A 15,952-nucleotide genomic window follows, 5' to 3' on the forward strand; every position below is an offset into this window, starting at 1 on the left:
TCCTATTGCTGTATGCGCGGAGATGATGCAGTTTCACTTTTCTTGTCACTCACCCCGAAGGACCATCACATGAACAAGACACTTACAATATTGGCATTGGCCGTAGCAACGCCTCTTGCCGCACAATCATCGACCACACCTGGCGCAGTCGATACCACCCGTGTTGAAGCAGGTACCTACAGCGTTGATGCAAGCCATACTTTGGTCGGCTGGCGCGTAAACCATTTCGGTTTCAATGATTATTTCGGCATTTTTGGTGACTCAACCGGCACGCTGACCATTGATCCTGCCAATCTCAGCACAGCAAAGGTTGATATCACTATTCCGGTTGGAAAAGTAACAACGGCAAGCGCGGGCCTGACCAATCATTTGTTGCGTCCGGGCAAAGACGGCAAAGCCGCAGACTTTTTTGGTGCAGAACCAGCAGATGCGCGCTTTGTTTCAACATCGGTAGTGGCTGATGGTCTTACCGCTGATATTTCCGGCAATCTTACCCTGAACGGCGTCACCAAGCCTGTCACCCTCGCAGCTGAACTTACTGGCGTTGGCAATAACCCGTTCAACAAGAAGCTAACTGTTGGTTTTGAAGCAACGACAAGCATCAAGCGCAGCGAATTTGGCATCGGCTATGGCCTTGGCCTTATTGGCGATGAGGTTGAGCTGGACATCAGTGTCGCATTTGAAAAATAGGTTCTTCTCCATAGAAACAAAAAGGGGCGCCCGATTGGACGCCCCTTCTTTGTTATGTCACCAGCAGATTATGATGCATAATGCTCGCTGGGGTCATGCTTAGGATAATTCTCGTCAGCTGAAGTGATAAAGTTCTCTTTATCCTTCTGCCAATTGCCTTGAACCTGCTCGTTGAAGTTCAGGTACAATTTACCGTTTACGATTTCATAAACATTTGGATTGCCAGGTGCCAGCGCATCATTGGCACCGATCGCCCATGCACAATATCCGCCATATTGTGGGGCATATTTTGCAGGGTCAGCAGAAAATTTTTCGGCATTTTCGGCGCTTGCAAAGCGATATTCATAGCCTTGATACAGAACAGTATTTTCGGCAGCGCCTTCTACCGGAACGCCATCACCAACAAAATAGCTTACGGCATCATAACCGGAAAGAGCCAAAGTCTCACCAGCATTTTCGGTGTAGATTGGGCCGGTAGCTTCCCCGCCGGCATTCAGTCCCGCAGTTTCAGCTGCGACTTCTGTGTCTTCCGCGGTTGTGTTGCCTGCACCGCCACAAGCAACGAGTGCTAGGCTTGCAGCAGCAGCGAAAAATAGGGATTTCTTCATCTTAAATACTCCGTTTAATTGCGATGTTACCCATTGTTCGTAGGCATATCGGAATGCGTTACACTATCATAATGTTTTATTTTGTGACGCAGAATCTTTTATCCAGCTGTGTAAATTGTGTTGCGCAAAGAAAAAGCCCTCCCGTGCAAAAGCACAGAAGGGCCTCCTCTAATCAGTTATGTGATTAAGCTGAAGGCGCGCACGCACCACAAGCTGCACATGCTCCGCAATCAGCCGCACATGCACCACAAGCCGCTGCACATGCACCGCATGCTGCTGCACATGCACCGCATGCTGCTGCACATGCACCGCATGCTGCTGCACAAGCTGCGCAAGCAGCTGCACAAGCGGCACAGGCTGCTGCACAAGCTGCGCATTGAGCAGCACATTGTGGGTGGTGGGTTGGCGCTTCTGTAGCTTGTGCAGGGGCAGCAGCCATTGTCATTCCGCCAGCAACAGCCAACATCGCAGAAAGATTTTTAGCAATCGTCATATTTTTCTCCATGAAAAGATGTCAGGGTTCGGTTGATATCCTGACAAGTTGATCCGGCTTTCAACCGAATGATATCGGATTAGCTACCGAATTTTGCAGTGTCTGGGAATGAAGGCCACTTTACGTCACCTTTTTTGATGAACCCTGGAATATCTTTATTCCAACGCGTTTGAACGCCTTTGTTGAAGTTCAGATACAATTTTCCATCGACAACTTTATAAACTGTTGGATCTCCCGGTGCCAATGCACCATTTGCGCCCAGTGCCCATGCACAATGTCCGCCATATTGAGGAGCATATTTTGCGGGGCTCTTCTTAAACTTCGCAGCATTTGCAGCTGTAGCGAAGAAATAATCTGCACCTTTATAGGTCACTTTAAACTGTTTCTTGCCTTTTACCGGCACACCATCACCAACAAAATAAGATACGGCATCATAACCTTTAAGCGCCGTCGTGCCTTCGAGACCGGTATATGTTGGGCCAGCCAATGCCGGAGCAGAAACAGCAATTGTGCCCACCGATGTCACGGCCAATGCCAATGCTAAAGTTGTCATAATCTTTTTCATAAAAAACTTCCTTTCATTATAACTCTGAGAAGCTGCAACTATTTGGTGCAGGCCCTTACAGGGTCGTCCATATCTCTTTGTTCGCGCCAAACAGCGAAAAGGTTTCACCAGTGGAAAGATTTATATAACCATCAACTGTGTGATGGACTGTTAGCGTTTTAATCATGCGGTTAAATTGTGTTGATGCTAGCAGAATTTGCGCTAATGCAGAGACCATAATCAAAATTGCATTTGGAGTATGTTCATGTCTTTGCCCCCGTTATTTGACAATCTTCGCTTGCCAGTCATCGGATCACCTCTCTTCATCATATCCGGTCCAGAGCTGGTCATTGCGCAGTGCAAGGCAGGGATTGTTGGATCGTTCCCTGCGTTGAACGCGCGTCCACAATCACTTCTGGATGAGTGGTTGCATCAAATTACCGAAGAATTGGCGGCTCATAATCGCGATAATCCTGATCGTCCGGCCGCGCCTTTTGCAGTGAATCAGATTGTTCATAAGTCAAATGACCGGTTGGATCAGGACATGGCAACTTGTGCAAAATGGCAAGTACCTATGTTGATCACCTCATTGGGAGCCATTGAGGACCTTAACAAGGCCGCTCATAGCTGGGGTGGTATTGTCATGCACGACGTAATCAATGATCGCTTTGCCCATAAAGCCATTGAGAAAGGCGCTGATGGCCTGATCCCCGTGGCAGCAGGTGCTGGCGGCCATGCCGGGGTTACTTCACCCTTTGCGCTGATACAGGAAATTCGCGAATGGTTCGATGGCCCTGTTGCTCTGTCCGGTTCAATTGGTAGCGGCGCATCGGTACTGGGCGCACTCGCAATGGGTGCAGATTTTGGCTATATCGGTTCGGCGTTTATCGCCACTGAAGAGGCCAATGCCGATATGGGCTATAAGCAGGGTATTGTGGACGGCAAGGCTTCAGACATTGTCTATTCGGATCTGTTCACCGGTGTCAGCGGCAATTATCTGCGCAAATCTATTGAGCAAGCCGGGCTTGATCCAGATAATCTGCCCGAAGGTGATTATAGCACCATGAACTTCGGTTCCGGCGGCAATACAGAGAAAAAAGCCTGGAAAGATATTTGGGGCAGCGGTCAGGGTATTGGCGCGGTTAAAGATGTGGTCACTGTTGCCCAGATGGTCGACCGCTTGGAAGAAGAATTTGTGACAGCATTGGAAAGACTCAACAAACGCGCTGGCTGAGTTTGCTCGGCCAAAAAACCTTCCCTCAACATTCAGCAGTTGCCGGCCATAGCCTGTCAATAGCCGCATCCAAATGGCCAAAGTCCATATCGCTATGCAGTGGGTCTCGCCGGTTCAAAAGCAATGGCCTTGGCCTTTTTGCGTGATTGATCAATGTTTTCCGCAAGGCGCTTTGCATGGTTTTGAGCCGGATGGCCGTTTCAGACGCTGATAAGGCTGCCGCTGTTCGGCCGATATTGGCCAACCTTTGATGTACTAGTTCAGAATAAAGCGGGTGCGGCCCACGATGCAGCGGCAATCTGGCCATAGCTGCAATACGTTCCTCTGCGGGGAGCAACAGGCCATTTTCTGCAAAATTGTTGAGCGAAAGATCCGCTTTATCAAACATATCGCGAAATATATTATACCGTCTGCTGCTGAGCGGAATAAGATGATGTTTTTGAAAGCCGGGCCGATACATTGGTGAGGATGGTTTGTTTATCGCAGAGAAGCCAATATAATGTTTTTGGCAGCACAGTCTTTGCGGATTGCCAACCATTAAACGCTCACCCTTTTGCCATTACCGCCTCAACCATAGGTGCTTTGCCCGTCTCTGCATAATGCACAGATGGCTCACAAAAGGAAATTATAACATCATCGGCATAGCCCGGTATCGCATCGCCCATCGCAAAGTCACCTTGCATAATAATATCGTTCACCAAGCGAACCAATATACGCATTGCGATGTTAACCGGTACATCGGGCAAAGCAGTTAGTCGCAATTCATAGCCAGAGAAACGGGATAAACCTTCTGTTTCATAGATATTATTGGCAAGATCTATCAATCCGACAAAGCCAAGCACTGGAAAAACGCCGCCATTTACAAATCGCTGAACAACATCATTATAATAATCAAAGCCCATAGCATTTCGCGAAGCACTCCAGCCTATGGCCTTTGCCTGCAACGCTTTGCCTAATATGCGCCCTGCCTCTGCAAGGGTTTCAAAAACAGGTAGGCTAAAGCGTTGTTGTGCAACATGCTTACCCAATGAAATACCCAGCCGATTTAACTTTGACAGATCGTGATTGCCGAGAATTTGACGATATATTGCCTCTTTGGGCAACACCGACGAACTTTGCGCTGTAAAACCAACATCCAATGATATGGCATTGAAATAGATGCTGCGTTCTTGTTCATCCTGACCAGAGTCATCAACAAACAGCCCAGTTTCATTGTTAAATTGATCAATTACAGACAGAGCATCGGCTTCAGCAATATCTGTGAAAATGACCAAATCATATTCACGCATATCCATAGCTCTTGAATTTACGGCCTTGTTTGCTCTCAATTTTCAGTTTTAACCCCACAAGCGTGACCAGACTCTCATTCCTGTAACGACCATATCATGGGCATAATAATCAGTTTTTCAGCAATTATCAGCCATAGTGATGTAATGTGTAGCAAAATGGATCAAATTCTTGTGACCTCAGCACATTCCCACAGAGTCAGGCTATATTTCTACCTGACTACCTAGCTCCACCACGCGGTTGCTGGGCAGCCTGAAAAATTCCATCGGGCGTGCGGCGTTGCGCAACATCCATGCAAAAACCTTCTCACGCCAAACCGGCATTTTGGGTTTATCCGAAATCAGCAAAGTTTGCCGCGAGAGGAAGAAGCTCGTCTCCATCATATCAAATGGCAAACCGCAATTATCGACATGCTTCAAAGCTTCTGGAATGTCGGTTTCCTGCATGAACCCGAAATGCAATATCAGCCTGAAGAATCCGTCACCCAAATCTGTCAACTCACAGCGTGTGTCAGGGGCGATATAGGGCACTTCTTCAATCTGTGCTGTCAAGACGACAACGCGCTCATGAATCACCTTATTATGCTTCATATTATGCAGCAGTGCCGGCGGAACCCCATGCGGGTTAGTCACCATGAAGATCGCCGTACCCGGTACACGTTTGAGACTGTTTTTGGGTGATTTGGCAAACACCTCTAGCGGCAAGACGCCATTGTCCATGCTCTGCCGCATGATCTTGCGGCCACGCGCCCATGTCGTCAACAAAGTAAAGGCAATCGCACCGACCAGAAGCGGGAACCAGCCGCCATCTGGTACCTTGGTCAAATTGGCCGCGAAATAAGCACCATCAACAACAAAGAAGACAATGATCAGCGGGATTGCCTGCCATGGCTTCCATTTCCACACGGTCAACAGCAAGACTGCGAGGAGACAGGTATCAATGGTCATCGCGCCTGTCACTGCGATGCCATAAGCAGAGGCCAAATTACTGGAATCACGGAAAGTCAGCACCAGTATCAAAACAGCCACCATCAAAGTCCAGTTGATGGCAGGAATATAAATCTGTCCAGCCTCAGAAGCGCTGGTATGCTTGATGGAAAGACGCGGGACGAAACCCAGTTGGATAGCCTGATGAGTAATCGAGAAAGCGCCAGTAATAACCGCCTGACTGGCGATAAAGGTCGCGACTGTGGCCAACAGCACCAAAGGCAGACGCAGCATCTCTGGTGCCAAAAGGAAAAACGGGCTTTTGATAAATTCGCTCGCCTCTGCATTGCTCAAGCTGTCTAGCATGGCCGCTTGCCCAAAATAATTGAGAAGCAGCGCTGGCATCACAAATCCAAACCAAGACAGGCGCATCGGTCCGCGCCCAAAATGGCCGATATCAGCATAAAGTGCTTCCGAACCCGTTACAGCCAACACCACAGAGCCTAGCGCCAAAAAGGCCTGCCAACCATCGGTAAGGAAGAATTGCACAGCATACCAAGGGTTGAGCGCAAGCAATATTTGCGGATTGCCGAAAATTTGAATGGTGCCCAGTGTTGCGATAACGACAAAATAGACAATCATTATCGGCGCAAACAAAATGCTGATCTTGTTCGTACCACGCGATTGTAGGACAAATAGAAAGACCAGAAGCGCAAGAGCAATAGGCAAAACCAGTGGCTGAAAGCCAGCGTTTACGATTGTTAAGCCCTCAACAGCAGACAGCACCGAAATGGCCGGCGTAATCATGCTGTCGCCATAGAATAAAGAGGTTGCAAAAACGCCCAGCAATATAATCAGTGCGCCATAGCGGTTTCTGCTGACACTGCGTGAAATAAGGGCGACCAAAGCAAGGCTGCCCCCCTCTCCCTTATTATCAGCACGCATCAAAATGGTGACATATTGAATGGCCACAACCAATGTCATTGACCAGAAGATCAAACTCACCACGCCATATATATGCAGCTTATCCAGCGCCAATTGGTGCGCACCGACAAATGTCTCACGAAAAGCGTAAAGCGGGCTGGTGCCGATATCGCCAAAAACAATGCCAACTGCGCCCAAAGCCAGTTTCACAACTGCTTTGTCGTGATCACTCATCTTGCCGGGATTTTGGCTGACGCCATCACCCTCAGGCTCTTGCCCGGATTTGGTGTTATCATCCGCCATGAATTATCGGCCTAGCCGTTGCATCCGGTCAAGAAAGAGAAATAGCGGTGCATAGCCGTTCCAAATAACTGCGCCTGTATGTGGCGCTTTCGGCGCGAATTATCACGGTGCGGCTGGCAAGGCAAGGTGCGCGCATATTGACCGAACCTTCCTTTATTATAGCTTATTTTACAACGGCTTGCAGGTTATTGTTCGGTTTGCGGCAGGGGTGTTTGGTTTGGTGAAGATGTAGGTTCTGCGCTTTGCACGCCCAACGCAGCATCGAGTCGCGCCAATCTCTCTTCAAGATCGGGCCGCCATGGTGCGTCTTGCGTGCTGCGATCAAGCAATTCCTGCCATATGGCCCGCGCATCATCCAAACGGCCTGATTGCGCCAATGACAATCCCATAAAAAAGGGCGGGCCGGGGTGCTCTGGCGAAACATTGGCCGCTTCTTGAAAGGCAAATGTTGCAGCGGGAGATATAAAACCATCCCCGTGCCCGACAAGGGCGTTGCCGAGCGCCAACCACAGATCAACATCTTTGGGGTTTTCCCGAACCGCGTTGCGCAGCAATGCCGCGGCATTGGCGAATTTGCCCTGACGGCTTTGTGCATCGGCAATGACCAGCCAGTCGCGGCTTCCACTAAACTTATTTCCCATGGCCTGGCGCAAAGCAATTGCTTCGTCATTCGGATTGGCAATGGCAGCGGCGTTCTCCTTTGGCGCGCCTTTTTGCGCAGGCTCCCCCTGCCAAGCATAGCCCGCCAGCCCGATACAAAATGCAGCAGCCAGCAATTCGATGCCGCCGCGCTTGGGCCGTGCTAACAGGAATGTGCCAGCAATCGCCAGTCCCACGAAAATGATAATGACGAGAAAGACCATCAGTCCTCAACCTTTCGCACAAAGCGCCCACGCAGCAGGAAAAGGGCCAAAGCAATTATGACCAAAGGAAAAGCCCAAAGTGGCCATGTTATAGGTTTGACTGTTGGTTCATAAGAAACCCAATCGCCATAACGGGCAATCATCCATTGCCGGATCGATTCAGGGTCTTCACCAGCAGCGATGCGCGTGCGAACCTGATGGCGCATATCACCCGCCAGTGAAGCATCAGAATCAGCGATGGATTGGCTTTGGCACGTCACGCAGCGCAATGTCAGCATAAGATCGGCTGCTAGCGCTTCTTGCTCTGGGTCTGCCAATTGCTGATTGGCATAAGGCGCATCTGGCAATCTGCTCTGTGCATAAATAGACTGCGTCAACATCGCAGCCAATGCAAAGACTATGATAAGCACAGATCGCATCACCGTGCCTCCTCCAATTTGGCAAGCAAAACCGGGATTGTATCACTGCGAATATCGCCAATATGCTGATAAACTATTTTGCCTTTCCCATCGATCACGAACGTCTCTGGCACACCTGAAGAACCAAGGTTTAATTGCAGTGCACTTATACGATCAGATGCGATACGTTCATAAGGATTGCCATTACGCGCCAGGAAGCGGTTAATATCGGGGCTGCTATCACGAATAGCGACACCATAGATTTTCGCGCCTCTGGCTTTCAACGTTTCCAGATGCGGAGCCTCAGCAATGCACGGCACGCACCAGCTTGCAAAAATATTCAGCAATTTGGGCTGTCCATCAGCAAAATCACTACGGGTAAGGCCCGGCTGTCCGTCAAAAGCGGCTGGCAAGTCGAACTGCGGCAAATCCAAACCGACCAGCTTTGATGTGATAACGCGTTCAGATGGGTTGGACAGGCTGTAAGCGGCTATAGCCAGAATCGCGACAACAAGGATTAACGGCAGCCAAAGCGCCAAACGAAAGCCAGATTTTCCTGGATTTTCTGTCATCATCACCGTCCTGACAATTACGCCATCGCCGGATCGGCGGAACCATGTTCAGCCTTAACTGGCCTGCGTCTGACCTGAACCAGTCTGCCGATCAAGGATAATAAGCCGCCAAAACCGATCAAAAGACCGCCAAGCCATATGAAATGCACAAAAGGTTTCCACCAAAGGCGCAATTGCCAGCGTCCATCTGCCGCCTGCTCCCCAAGCACAGCATAAAGCTGGCCGCCAAACCATTGAGTATGCAAAGCAGCTTCGCTGGTATTGGTAAAAGGTTTAACAAAGTTGCGTGATTGCGGCTCAAGCATAACCACCTTATCGCCCGATTTTGCACTTACACGTGCCGCAAGTGCTGTCCAATTAGGGCCAGCCACCGGCTCAATACCCTCAAGCGTTACCGTCCAGCCAGCAACCTCATGACTTTCTCCAACTTGCGATGCCACTAGGCGTTCTGTCGTAAAGGCGGACTCTGTGGCCATTCCAGCAAGACTGACCGCCACACCCAGATGTGCCAAGACCATGCCATAGGTGGGCAATGGGGTGCGGCGCAGATTGCGTTTCCATAAGGGGTAAAGGCTGGCAATCGCCAACCCTGCAGCCAAGATCAGACCAATTGATGGCAATAGGCCAGCATCAGGCGCGAATATAACCAGCGCTAGCAGTGCCAAAGCCGCCGTCATTGCAGATATGGCCATGGCAGTGGTCACGCGCTGCAAACTGTCTTTACGCCAACGCAGCATTGGCCCAACCGCCATAACAATCAGCATAGGCACAAAAAAGATCGCAGAAACCGGATTGAAATAGGGTGGACCGACAGAAACCTGCTCGCCCATCGCTTCTGTGACCAAGGGATATAAGGTGCCCATCAAGACAATGGCTAACAAAGCCATCAGCAAGACATTATTGGCAACCAGTGCGGTTTCACGGCTGACAATCTGAAATTTCGCACCCTCGGTCACGGTGTTTGCCCGCAAACCAAATAATGCCATTGCGCCGCCAATATAGACTGCCAGCAAAATCAGAATGAATGTGCCGCGTTCAGGGTCGACCGCAAAAGCGTGAACACTGGTCAAAATGCCGGACCGTACCAAGAATGTACCGACCATCGACATGGAAAATGCCACAACGGCCAGCATGACTGTCCAAGCCTTCAAAGCGCCGCGCGATGCCAGCACAGTGACCGAATGCAGCAATGCCGTCGCTGCCAGCCACGGCATTAAAGAGGCATTCTCAACCGGGTCCCAGAACCACCAGCCGCCCCAGCCCAGTTCATAATAGGCCCAATAGCTGCCAGCAGTAATACCCAGTGTCAGGAAAATCCATGCACCCAATACCCATGGCCGCATGGCCCGCGCAAAGGCTGGCCCAACCTCACGAGTTATCAACGCGCCCACAGCGAATGAGAAAGCGATAGAAAGACCAACATAGCCAAAATACAGCGTGGGCGGATGGAAGGACAGGCCCGGATCTTGCAAAAGCGGGTTCAAACCATTGCCTTCTAAAGGCACAGGTGACAGCCGTTCAAACGGATTAGACGATAGGAGGATGAATGCATAAAACCCAATGCTGACAAAGGCCTGGCCCGCCAATGTTGCAATCATCATGCGCTCGCTAATGCGCTTTTCCAGCAATGCCACTAAGGCACCCGATGCGGCCATGATGGATACCCATAGCAACATAGAACCTTCATGATTGCCCCAACTGCCGGCAAATTTATACAGCATGGGCTTTAATGAATGGCTGTGCGTCGCGACCAGTTTTACCGACAGGTCGGTCACCATGAAAAGCCAGATCAAACATATAAAGGACAGGCTGACCAGCAGCCCCTGCAATATCGCTGTCGGGCGAATAGCGCTGGCATAAGCCGCCCCTTGCCCGTCACCATTGCGAAGCGCCAAAACGCCCATGAAAAGCTGACCAATAGCTAGCGCTCCAGCCAGCCAAAGAAACGCCAGACCGATTTCTGCAATCATTGGCCGCCACGCATTGATGACTTGCTGGTGCTGTTTTCAATCGCCGTTTTGTCAATCCCGTCCAATTCGCGCGGCATATAATTTTCATCATGCTTAGCCAGCAGATTATCAGCAACAAAGACACCGTCTGCATTTAACCGGCCTTCCGCAACCACGCCTGATCCTTCAACAAAAAGATCGGGAGTAATGCCGCGATAACTGACCGGCACTATGGCTTCTCCATCGCCTACCAGAAAGTTGACGGTGATGCCGTCATTGGCGGTTTTGATGGAATCAAGCTGAACCATTCCGCCCAAACGGATGGCACGGTCAACTTCAACGTTTTTTTCAGTGAGTTCAGACGGCGTATAAAAATATGATGCCTGATTACGCAGGGCATATATTGCCAGCAATGATGCAGCGACCAATATAATGACAGCGCCCATAATCAGGATCAACCGTTGGTGTTTGGCCTTCATCATTTGCGCCGTGTCTCCTCAAGCCTTTGCTCTGCACGGCGCATGGCCGATAGGCAATAGGCGGTCAAAAATATTGTGCCGCTCACACCCAGTGCATAAGCTGCGATGACAAAATCCATCTGGTTCATACTGCCGCCCGCCTGCGTAATTTTGCTTCAGTCCGAATATCGGCAAGCAATTGCCGCATGCGCATTAAGATGATTGCGGCGAACAATAATGTGAAGCCGATCACAGCCAGGCTTAAAGGCCATAAAAATACGCCATCAATAGACGACTTGCCGGCCGTAATGCTTGCTGGCTGGTGCAAGCTGTTCCACCATTCCACTGATCGGTTGATGATGGGGATATTGATGACGCCCACAATGCCAAAGATTGACGCAATACGCGCTGCGCCTGTTCGTCCAGCCGCAGCTTGCGATTGGGCTTCTTTCGCCAATGCCAGATAACCAAGATACAATAGCAGCAATACGAACATGGAGGTCAACCGGCCATCCCAGACCCACCAAGTGCCCCAAGTAGGCTTTGCCCAAATAGACCCAGTTGCAAGGCATATGGCCGTAAAAAATACACCGGGAACCGCTGAAGCGCGGGCAGCCACACCAGCCAATGGATGTTTCCACACAAGTTCAACCACACTGGCAATGGCTATGCTGGTCCACCCCGCCATGCCCAACCATGCAGCGGGAACGTGAATATAGAGGATGCGGACGGTTTCCCCCATTAAGCGATCAGCAGGAGCGAAAAAGAAACCCCAGATCAATCCGCAGCTTATCAATGCCAGACCGGACACAAGAAAAATCAATGTCAATGGGCGGGCCAAAGAGAGGAAACGATTGGGGTTTGCAAAACCATGCATGTGTTAACAGACTATCCGTATCAGATTTGTCCGGCACAATAGCTGGACTGTTTGGTAAACGACCCTTTATCGGAATGAGTGTTGCCACGACTTTGATCAAGTCTCAAGCGTTCAATGTCCATAAAAGAGATAATCATCAGGAAATAGGAAAGTTCCCTAACAATTACGCAGGAAGCAATTAAATGCGGCCAATCTTCGCTTGTGCCATTGCATCGGCAACATTTGCGGCTGGAACATTATCCGTACGGCTTTGCGCCCATATTTCATGCAACCGTGCAGGAATTTTGGAAACTTCCGCCATGACACTGTCAACACTGCAATGGACGCCGTCTCTTTGCCCCAGATATTCACGCGCGACGCTAATAATTCCGCCCGCATTGATGACATAGTCCGGCGCATAAGTGATCCCGCGCGTATGCAAGACCGACGCATGGCGTGCCTCTGCCAATTGGTTATTCGCGCCGCCAGCAATCACCTTGGCTGATAAGGTTTCTAGAGAGCGATCATCCAAAATGGCGCCCAATGCATTAGGGCTGAAGACATCAGCCTCAACCTGCATAATGTCATCCAGCCCAACATGTTCAGCGCCTAGCTCTTCTGCCAGAGCGGCAACCCGGTCATGTACAACATCGGCGAGAAACAGTTTCGCGCCATCCGCAGCGAGCAAACGTGCGAGCTTGCCACCAACGCTGCCCACGCCCTGTATCGCTATGCGGACACCGCGCAAATCGTCGGTTTTCAAGCCTTCGGCAACAGCGGCTTTCACACCGAGATAGACACCCTGCGCCGTAAATGGCCCGGGATCGCCACCAGCATTATTGGCATTGTCGGTTGGCAGGCCAGAAACAAAAGATGTCTTTTGCGATAATGCAACCATATCAGCATCAGTCATGCCAACGTCTTCAGCGGTAACATAGCGCCCGCCCATATCATTTACCGCATTGCCGAACGCGGCCAACATTTCAGGCGTTTTACGCCCATCATTGCCCGCCAATATAACTGCCTTGCCGCCGCCCATGGGCAAATCCGCCATGGCATTTTTATAACTCATTCCGCGGGAAAGTCGCAAAGCGTCTGTGATTGCATGGGCCGGATCAGTATAATGCCAGAAGCGGGTGCCGCCTGCTGCAGGCCCCAAATAGGTTGAATGCAGAGCAATAATCGCACGTAATCCCGTAGCCTCGTCATGCACCATATGGATGCATTCATGCTTATCGAAATCAGGCAAATTCCACATCAGAGCACTCTCCGGCAATTTCACACCATAATCATTGACCACATTCGCGACCATAATCATGGAAATGACAATGAAACCCCGAAGAAATAATGGGGCGATCGAGGGGTCTCGAACCCCCGACCTCCGGTACCACAAACCGGCGCTCTAACCAACTGAGCTACGATCGCCACATATTTCCTGTCGAAGATTCCATCCGACCAAGAGCGGCTCTTAGAGAGGGTTCCTAACCAGCGTCAAGAACCTTAGCGGCCGCACAACATATCTTGCTGATATTCGTCCGATAGCAAAACTCTATGGCCCGTCAAGCATGCATGTTTGTAATATTATTCCTAAGGTCATTTTATTTGCGTTTTCGCTGCAGCCCTACCGCGCAAATAAAACTTTAGCAGAATCGCATCTGCGCATCCTGACAAGGTTTACAGCGGGTCCCAAATACGCCGCACCAGCTCGGCTGGCCGTTTTTGCCCATCTATCAAAGCATATTCTGTAAACAGTGAATTGCCGACCTGCACATCGATATCCAGCGCGAACCAACGCGTATCGATCACGGCCTGTTGCTGAATTTGCGGGCGAATTGCAGTCTGGCTCTGGCCTACCGTCTGCCAAAATGACAATATACTGGTAAAGCCCTGCTCAGGACGCTGGCGCAATATGTCGCTAATGCGCGAGGCGGGGTAGGATGCTGGTAATAACGATGCCACAAGCGGATAATGCTCTGGTCGCAGCTGGTTAATATTATAACGCGATAATTCCGCCACTGGCAAAGCGCATAGCCATGGCTGCAAAGTGGCATAAATCTCATCATTCATACCCCGCACAGCACGCAATTCAGCAATATCGTGGATCAGCTGACCGCCAGTGCGATAGGGCTTGTCCTGCCGCAAATAATAGCCATCCTCTGCTCCGCCAATTTCGGGCTGTTCATCACTATCAATCCAGTCAGCTATAGCAGCAGCAATTGCTTGCGCTTCTCTTTGGTCAATTTGCAGAATATTCGCCAAACGAACAAATTGCTCTACCCCCAATGGGCGCACGGAAAGATTGCCATTATCTCCGCTAACCAGACCGTTAATATTAAAACAGATACCGGCATCGCGCGCCTTTATCCGCCCAATCCCTTGCTGGCCAGCACCATTGTCCAGCGGCACGGTCCATGCCAGTGTCGCATCATCACTGATAACCGGTGGTAAACGCCCCCCCTCCTGTTTCAATATAGTAATGCGCTGCAATGAAATGGCTTCCAGCCCGAAGCCTGACCAGCGAGCAGCATTACGGTCAGCGCTGTTGATCGCCAAATTGGTGGCCAGTGAGGTGCGCTCCAGCATCAGTGCTGCGACAACAGACAATATCGCAACCAGCAAAAGCACCGTCAGCAAGGCGGCACCGGCTTCACCATATTTTGGTGTGATAATGGTCCGCTGTTCGGGGCGCACTATACTGCGTAATACCCGCATCATAGCCTATAGCCCGGGCCAAGAGGAACGGTGAGGCGCAGCTGCGGGCTGTCTTTGCGCAATATTGTCATCTCAATTGCAACAGGTTGATCAATTACACGCTCCGCTCGCCAATCATCTTGCCACACACCATTTTCAAATCTGTAGCGAATCGCGAAATCTTCGACATCACCAAACAACACAGTCTCTCGCCCTGCTATGCTGCCATCAATATAGTCATAGGCAAAGCGGCTCAGCACTCCGTCTTCATAGCGATATTCAATGCGCTGCGCATTTTGCCCGCCAATTTCATCAAGCTGTTGCACCCCGCCGCGCACCAAGCCTATCACAACCGCGTCCTGCGTATAAAAAGCCGGCAATCTGTTACCGCGATCATCCCTTGCAGGACGCGGCAAGCTATGTGCCATATCTTGGCGTAAGATGGTGGTGAAACGCCGTAAAACTGCTTGTTGATCCGATTTTTCCCGCGCGATATTCTCGCTATCGACACTCACGGTCAATAACGCCACCGCCGCACTTGCCAGCAACGCAAAAATGAAGAGCGCAACCATGACCTCTATCAGTGTGAAGCCCGATGGTTTTGGCTGGTTGCGAAAACCCATCATTGGGCCGCCTGCCGGATAATCTCCATCGTGAAGGGAGGACGCTCCTCGCCCTGTAGCAAATCCGAGCGACCAACCTCAAGCCTGATACGCACGATATTGGCCTGAGCATCAGCGGATATAGTGCGCTTCCATGCAAAGCGCATACCCATATTGCTGCGCTCTCCACTAGCCGAGCCTAATGATGGCGGGCGTGGATCTGTCAGAAGTTCAGTCGCAAGATTTTGCGCAACAATCTCCTCTGCCAACCTGTCATCAAGCCGCGCGGTTTGCACCGTGGTGTATCCGGTTAGCCGTATCAGAGCGAGAGCAGCCAAACCGAAAATAGCCAGTGCAATCATCATTTCCAACAAAGTGAAGCCATTAAGGGCTTGCTGAGCGCGTCCCTGAAAAGCTTTTTGCAAAGAGGAAAATAGTGTCTGCATGGGCACTCTATAAGCGCGAAAGACGATCACTGCATCAAGGAAATCATGTGCATAAATCGAAGCTGGTGGAATAGTTTGTGCTGCCATTGCACCGCCGGCACGATAGGA

The 15,952-nt window shown here is 50.5% G+C and carries 19 protein-coding genes and 1 tRNA gene; 3 read left to right on the forward strand and 17 right to left on the reverse strand.

Going from position 1 to position 15,952, the window contains the following annotated elements; all coding sequences use genetic code 11:
* Positions 1-69 precede the first annotated feature (69 nt).
* Positions 70-690: a YceI family protein gene (locus ACR9YC_RS08460; RefSeq protein ID WP_438726293.1), complete on the forward strand. Its 621-nt coding sequence runs from the start codon at positions 70-72 to the stop codon at positions 688-690.
* A gap of 68 nt (positions 691-758) precedes the next feature.
* Here the strand turns inward: ACR9YC_RS08460 and ACR9YC_RS08465 are convergent, their stop codons facing one another.
* Positions 759-1,298 carry a YHS domain-containing (seleno)protein gene (locus ACR9YC_RS08465; protein ID WP_438726296.1) on the reverse strand — a complete coding sequence of 180 codons (540 nt, stop codon included), beginning with the start codon at positions 1,296-1,298 and terminating at the stop codon, positions 759-761.
* Positions 1,299-1,415: 117 nt separating this feature from the next.
* Here ACR9YC_RS08465 and ACR9YC_RS08470 point away from each other — a divergent pair, with 117 nt between their 5' ends.
* A complete protein-coding gene (locus tag ACR9YC_RS08470) occupies positions 1,416-1,715 on the forward strand; it encodes a hypothetical protein (protein WP_438726299.1) in 300 nt (99 codons plus the stop codon).
* 155 nt (positions 1,716-1,870) lie between these two features.
* On the opposite strand, the gene ACR9YC_RS08475 is transcribed toward ACR9YC_RS08470, so the two are convergent.
* Complete coding sequence (locus ACR9YC_RS08475) at positions 1,871-2,356, reverse strand: YHS domain-containing (seleno)protein (protein WP_438726302.1); 486 nt, start codon at positions 2,354-2,356, stop codon at positions 1,871-1,873.
* 244 nt (positions 2,357-2,600) lie between these two features.
* On the opposite strand from ACR9YC_RS08475, the gene ACR9YC_RS08480 reads away from it, so the two are divergent.
* Positions 2,601-3,569 carry an NAD(P)H-dependent flavin oxidoreductase gene (locus ACR9YC_RS08480; protein WP_438726305.1) on the forward strand — a complete coding sequence of 323 codons (969 nt, stop codon included), beginning with the start codon at positions 2,601-2,603 and terminating at the stop codon, positions 3,567-3,569.
* Between the two features lie 25 nt (positions 3,570-3,594).
* On the opposite strand, the gene ACR9YC_RS08485 is transcribed toward ACR9YC_RS08480, so the two are convergent.
* The 15 genes from ACR9YC_RS08485 to gspI all read right to left on the reverse strand — a co-directional run bounded on the left by ACR9YC_RS08485 (position 3,595) and on the right by gspI (position 15,931).
* Positions 3,595-4,107, reverse strand: a complete 513-nt coding sequence (locus tag ACR9YC_RS08485; protein WP_438726308.1) for an AHH domain-containing protein — start codon at positions 4,105-4,107, stop codon at positions 3,595-3,597.
* A gap of 7 nt (positions 4,108-4,114) precedes the next feature.
* On the reverse strand, positions 4,115-4,858 hold the full coding sequence (locus ACR9YC_RS08490) for a hypothetical protein (protein ID WP_438726311.1): 744 nt from the start codon (positions 4,856-4,858) through the stop codon (positions 4,115-4,117).
* Positions 4,859-5,059: 201 nt separating this feature from the next.
* Complete coding sequence (locus tag ACR9YC_RS08495) at positions 5,060-7,009, reverse strand: potassium transporter Kup (protein WP_438726313.1); 1,950 nt, start codon at positions 7,007-7,009, stop codon at positions 5,060-5,062.
* A 185-nt stretch (positions 7,010-7,194) separates the two neighbouring features.
* Positions 7,195-7,872, reverse strand: a complete 678-nt coding sequence (locus tag ACR9YC_RS08500) for a tetratricopeptide repeat protein (RefSeq protein ID WP_438726315.1) — start codon at positions 7,870-7,872, stop codon at positions 7,195-7,197.
* Positions 7,872-8,291 carry a cytochrome c-type biogenesis protein gene (locus tag ACR9YC_RS08505; protein WP_438726318.1) on the reverse strand — a complete coding sequence of 140 codons (420 nt, stop codon included), beginning with the start codon at positions 8,289-8,291 and terminating at the stop codon, positions 7,872-7,874. Before ACR9YC_RS08505 ends, ACR9YC_RS08500 begins: the two co-directional genes overlap by 1 nt.
* Positions 8,291-8,845 carry a redoxin family protein gene (locus ACR9YC_RS08510; RefSeq protein ID WP_438726320.1) on the reverse strand — a complete coding sequence of 185 codons (555 nt, stop codon included), beginning with the start codon at positions 8,843-8,845 and terminating at the stop codon, positions 8,291-8,293. The genes ACR9YC_RS08505 and ACR9YC_RS08510 overlap by 1 nt, the downstream gene beginning before the upstream one ends.
* Before the next feature lie 14 nt (positions 8,846-8,859).
* Positions 8,860-10,812, reverse strand: coding sequence for a heme lyase CcmF/NrfE family subunit (locus ACR9YC_RS08515; RefSeq protein WP_438726323.1), 1,953 nt, complete (start codon positions 10,810-10,812; stop codon positions 8,860-8,862).
* On the reverse strand, positions 10,809-11,270 hold the full coding sequence (ccmE, locus tag ACR9YC_RS08520) for a cytochrome c maturation protein CcmE (protein ID WP_438731719.1): 462 nt from the start codon (positions 11,268-11,270) through the stop codon (positions 10,809-10,811). The genes ACR9YC_RS08515 and ccmE overlap by 4 nt, the downstream gene beginning before the upstream one ends.
* Positions 11,270-11,398 (reverse strand): hypothetical protein, encoded by a 129-nt coding sequence (locus ACR9YC_RS08525; protein ID WP_438726326.1) that lies wholly within the window; start codon positions 11,396-11,398, stop codon positions 11,270-11,272. Before ACR9YC_RS08525 ends, ccmE begins: the two co-directional genes overlap by 1 nt.
* Positions 11,395-12,126 (reverse strand): heme ABC transporter permease CcmC, encoded by a 732-nt coding sequence (gene ccmC / locus ACR9YC_RS08530; RefSeq protein WP_438726328.1) that lies wholly within the window; start codon positions 12,124-12,126, stop codon positions 11,395-11,397. Before ccmC ends, ACR9YC_RS08525 begins: the two co-directional genes overlap by 4 nt.
* A 178-nt stretch (positions 12,127-12,304) precedes the next feature.
* Positions 12,305-13,417 (reverse strand): Leu/Phe/Val dehydrogenase, encoded by a 1,113-nt coding sequence (locus ACR9YC_RS08535; RefSeq protein ID WP_438731722.1) that lies wholly within the window; start codon positions 13,415-13,417, stop codon positions 12,305-12,307.
* A gap of 36 nt (positions 13,418-13,453) precedes the next feature.
* Positions 13,454-13,530: transfer RNA gene (locus ACR9YC_RS08540), tRNA-His, on the reverse strand.
* Positions 13,531-13,779: 249 nt separating this feature from the next.
* A complete protein-coding gene (gene gspK, locus ACR9YC_RS08545; RefSeq protein WP_438726331.1) occupies positions 13,780-14,820 on the reverse strand; it encodes a type II secretion system minor pseudopilin GspK in 1,041 nt (346 codons plus the stop codon).
* The gene (gene gspJ / locus ACR9YC_RS08550) at positions 14,817-15,422 is read right to left on the reverse strand and encodes a type II secretion system minor pseudopilin GspJ (protein ID WP_438726333.1); all 606 of its coding nucleotides are present in this window, start codon (positions 15,420-15,422) and stop codon (positions 14,817-14,819) included. Before gspJ ends, gspK begins: the two co-directional genes overlap by 4 nt.
* The gene (gene gspI / locus ACR9YC_RS08555; protein WP_438726335.1) at positions 15,419-15,931 is read right to left on the reverse strand and encodes a type II secretion system minor pseudopilin GspI; all 513 of its coding nucleotides are present in this window, start codon (positions 15,929-15,931) and stop codon (positions 15,419-15,421) included. Before gspI ends, gspJ begins: the two co-directional genes overlap by 4 nt.
* Between the last annotated feature and the right edge of the window lie 21 nt (positions 15,932-15,952).

This window comes from Parasphingorhabdus sp. DH2-15, assembly GCF_051668705.1.
Classification (GTDB): Bacteria; Pseudomonadota; Alphaproteobacteria; order Sphingomonadales; family Sphingomonadaceae; genus Alterisphingorhabdus.

Excerpts from the sequence above, each read along its gene's own strand:
- ACR9YC_RS08460 (WP_438726293.1), top strand. The coding sequence starts at position 70 with ATGAACAAGACACTTACAATATTGGCATTGGCCGTAGCAACGCCTCTT.
- ACR9YC_RS08465 (WP_438726296.1), bottom strand. The coding sequence starts at position 1,298 with ATGAAGAAATCCCTATTTTTCGCTGCTGCTGCAAGCCTAGCACTCGTT.
- ACR9YC_RS08475 (WP_438726302.1), bottom strand. The coding sequence starts at position 2,356 with ATGAAAAAGATTATGACAACTTTAGCATTGGCATTGGCCGTGACATCG.
- ACR9YC_RS08480 (WP_438726305.1), top strand. The coding sequence starts at position 2,601 with ATGTCTTTGCCCCCGTTATTTGACAATCTTCGCTTGCCAGTCATCGGA.
- ACR9YC_RS08485 (WP_438726308.1), bottom strand. The coding sequence starts at position 4,107 with ATGGTTGGCAATCCGCAAAGACTGTGCTGCCAAAAACATTATATTGGC.
- ACR9YC_RS08490 (WP_438726311.1), bottom strand. The coding sequence starts at position 4,858 with ATGCGTGAATATGATTTGGTCATTTTCACAGATATTGCTGAAGCCGAT.
- ACR9YC_RS08495 (WP_438726313.1), bottom strand. The coding sequence starts at position 7,009 with ATGGCGGATGATAACACCAAATCCGGGCAAGAGCCTGAGGGTGATGGC.
- ACR9YC_RS08500 (WP_438726315.1), bottom strand. The coding sequence starts at position 7,872 with ATGGTCTTTCTCGTCATTATCATTTTCGTGGGACTGGCGATTGCTGGC.
- ACR9YC_RS08505 (WP_438726318.1), bottom strand. The coding sequence starts at position 8,291 with ATGCGATCTGTGCTTATCATAGTCTTTGCATTGGCTGCGATGTTGACG.
- ACR9YC_RS08510 (WP_438726320.1), bottom strand. The coding sequence starts at position 8,845 with ATGATGACAGAAAATCCAGGAAAATCTGGCTTTCGTTTGGCGCTTTGG.
- ACR9YC_RS08515 (WP_438726323.1), bottom strand. The coding sequence starts at position 10,812 with ATGATTGCAGAAATCGGTCTGGCGTTTCTTTGGCTGGCTGGAGCGCTA.
- ccmE (WP_438731719.1), bottom strand. The coding sequence starts at position 11,270 with ATGAAGGCCAAACACCAACGGTTGATCCTGATTATGGGCGCTGTCATT.
- ACR9YC_RS08525 (WP_438726326.1), bottom strand. The coding sequence starts at position 11,398 with ATGAACCAGATGGATTTTGTCATCGCAGCTTATGCACTGGGTGTGAGC.
- ccmC (WP_438726328.1), bottom strand. The coding sequence starts at position 12,126 with ATGCATGGTTTTGCAAACCCCAATCGTTTCCTCTCTTTGGCCCGCCCA.
- ACR9YC_RS08535 (WP_438731722.1), bottom strand. The coding sequence starts at position 13,417 with ATGGTCGCGAATGTGGTCAATGATTATGGTGTGAAATTGCCGGAGAGT.
- gspK (WP_438726331.1), bottom strand. The coding sequence starts at position 14,820 with ATGATGCGGGTATTACGCAGTATAGTGCGCCCCGAACAGCGGACCATT.
- gspJ (WP_438726333.1), bottom strand. The coding sequence starts at position 15,422 with ATGATGGGTTTTCGCAACCAGCCAAAACCATCGGGCTTCACACTGATA.
- gspI (WP_438726335.1), bottom strand. The coding sequence starts at position 15,931 with ATGGCAGCACAAACTATTCCACCAGCTTCGATTTATGCACATGATTTC.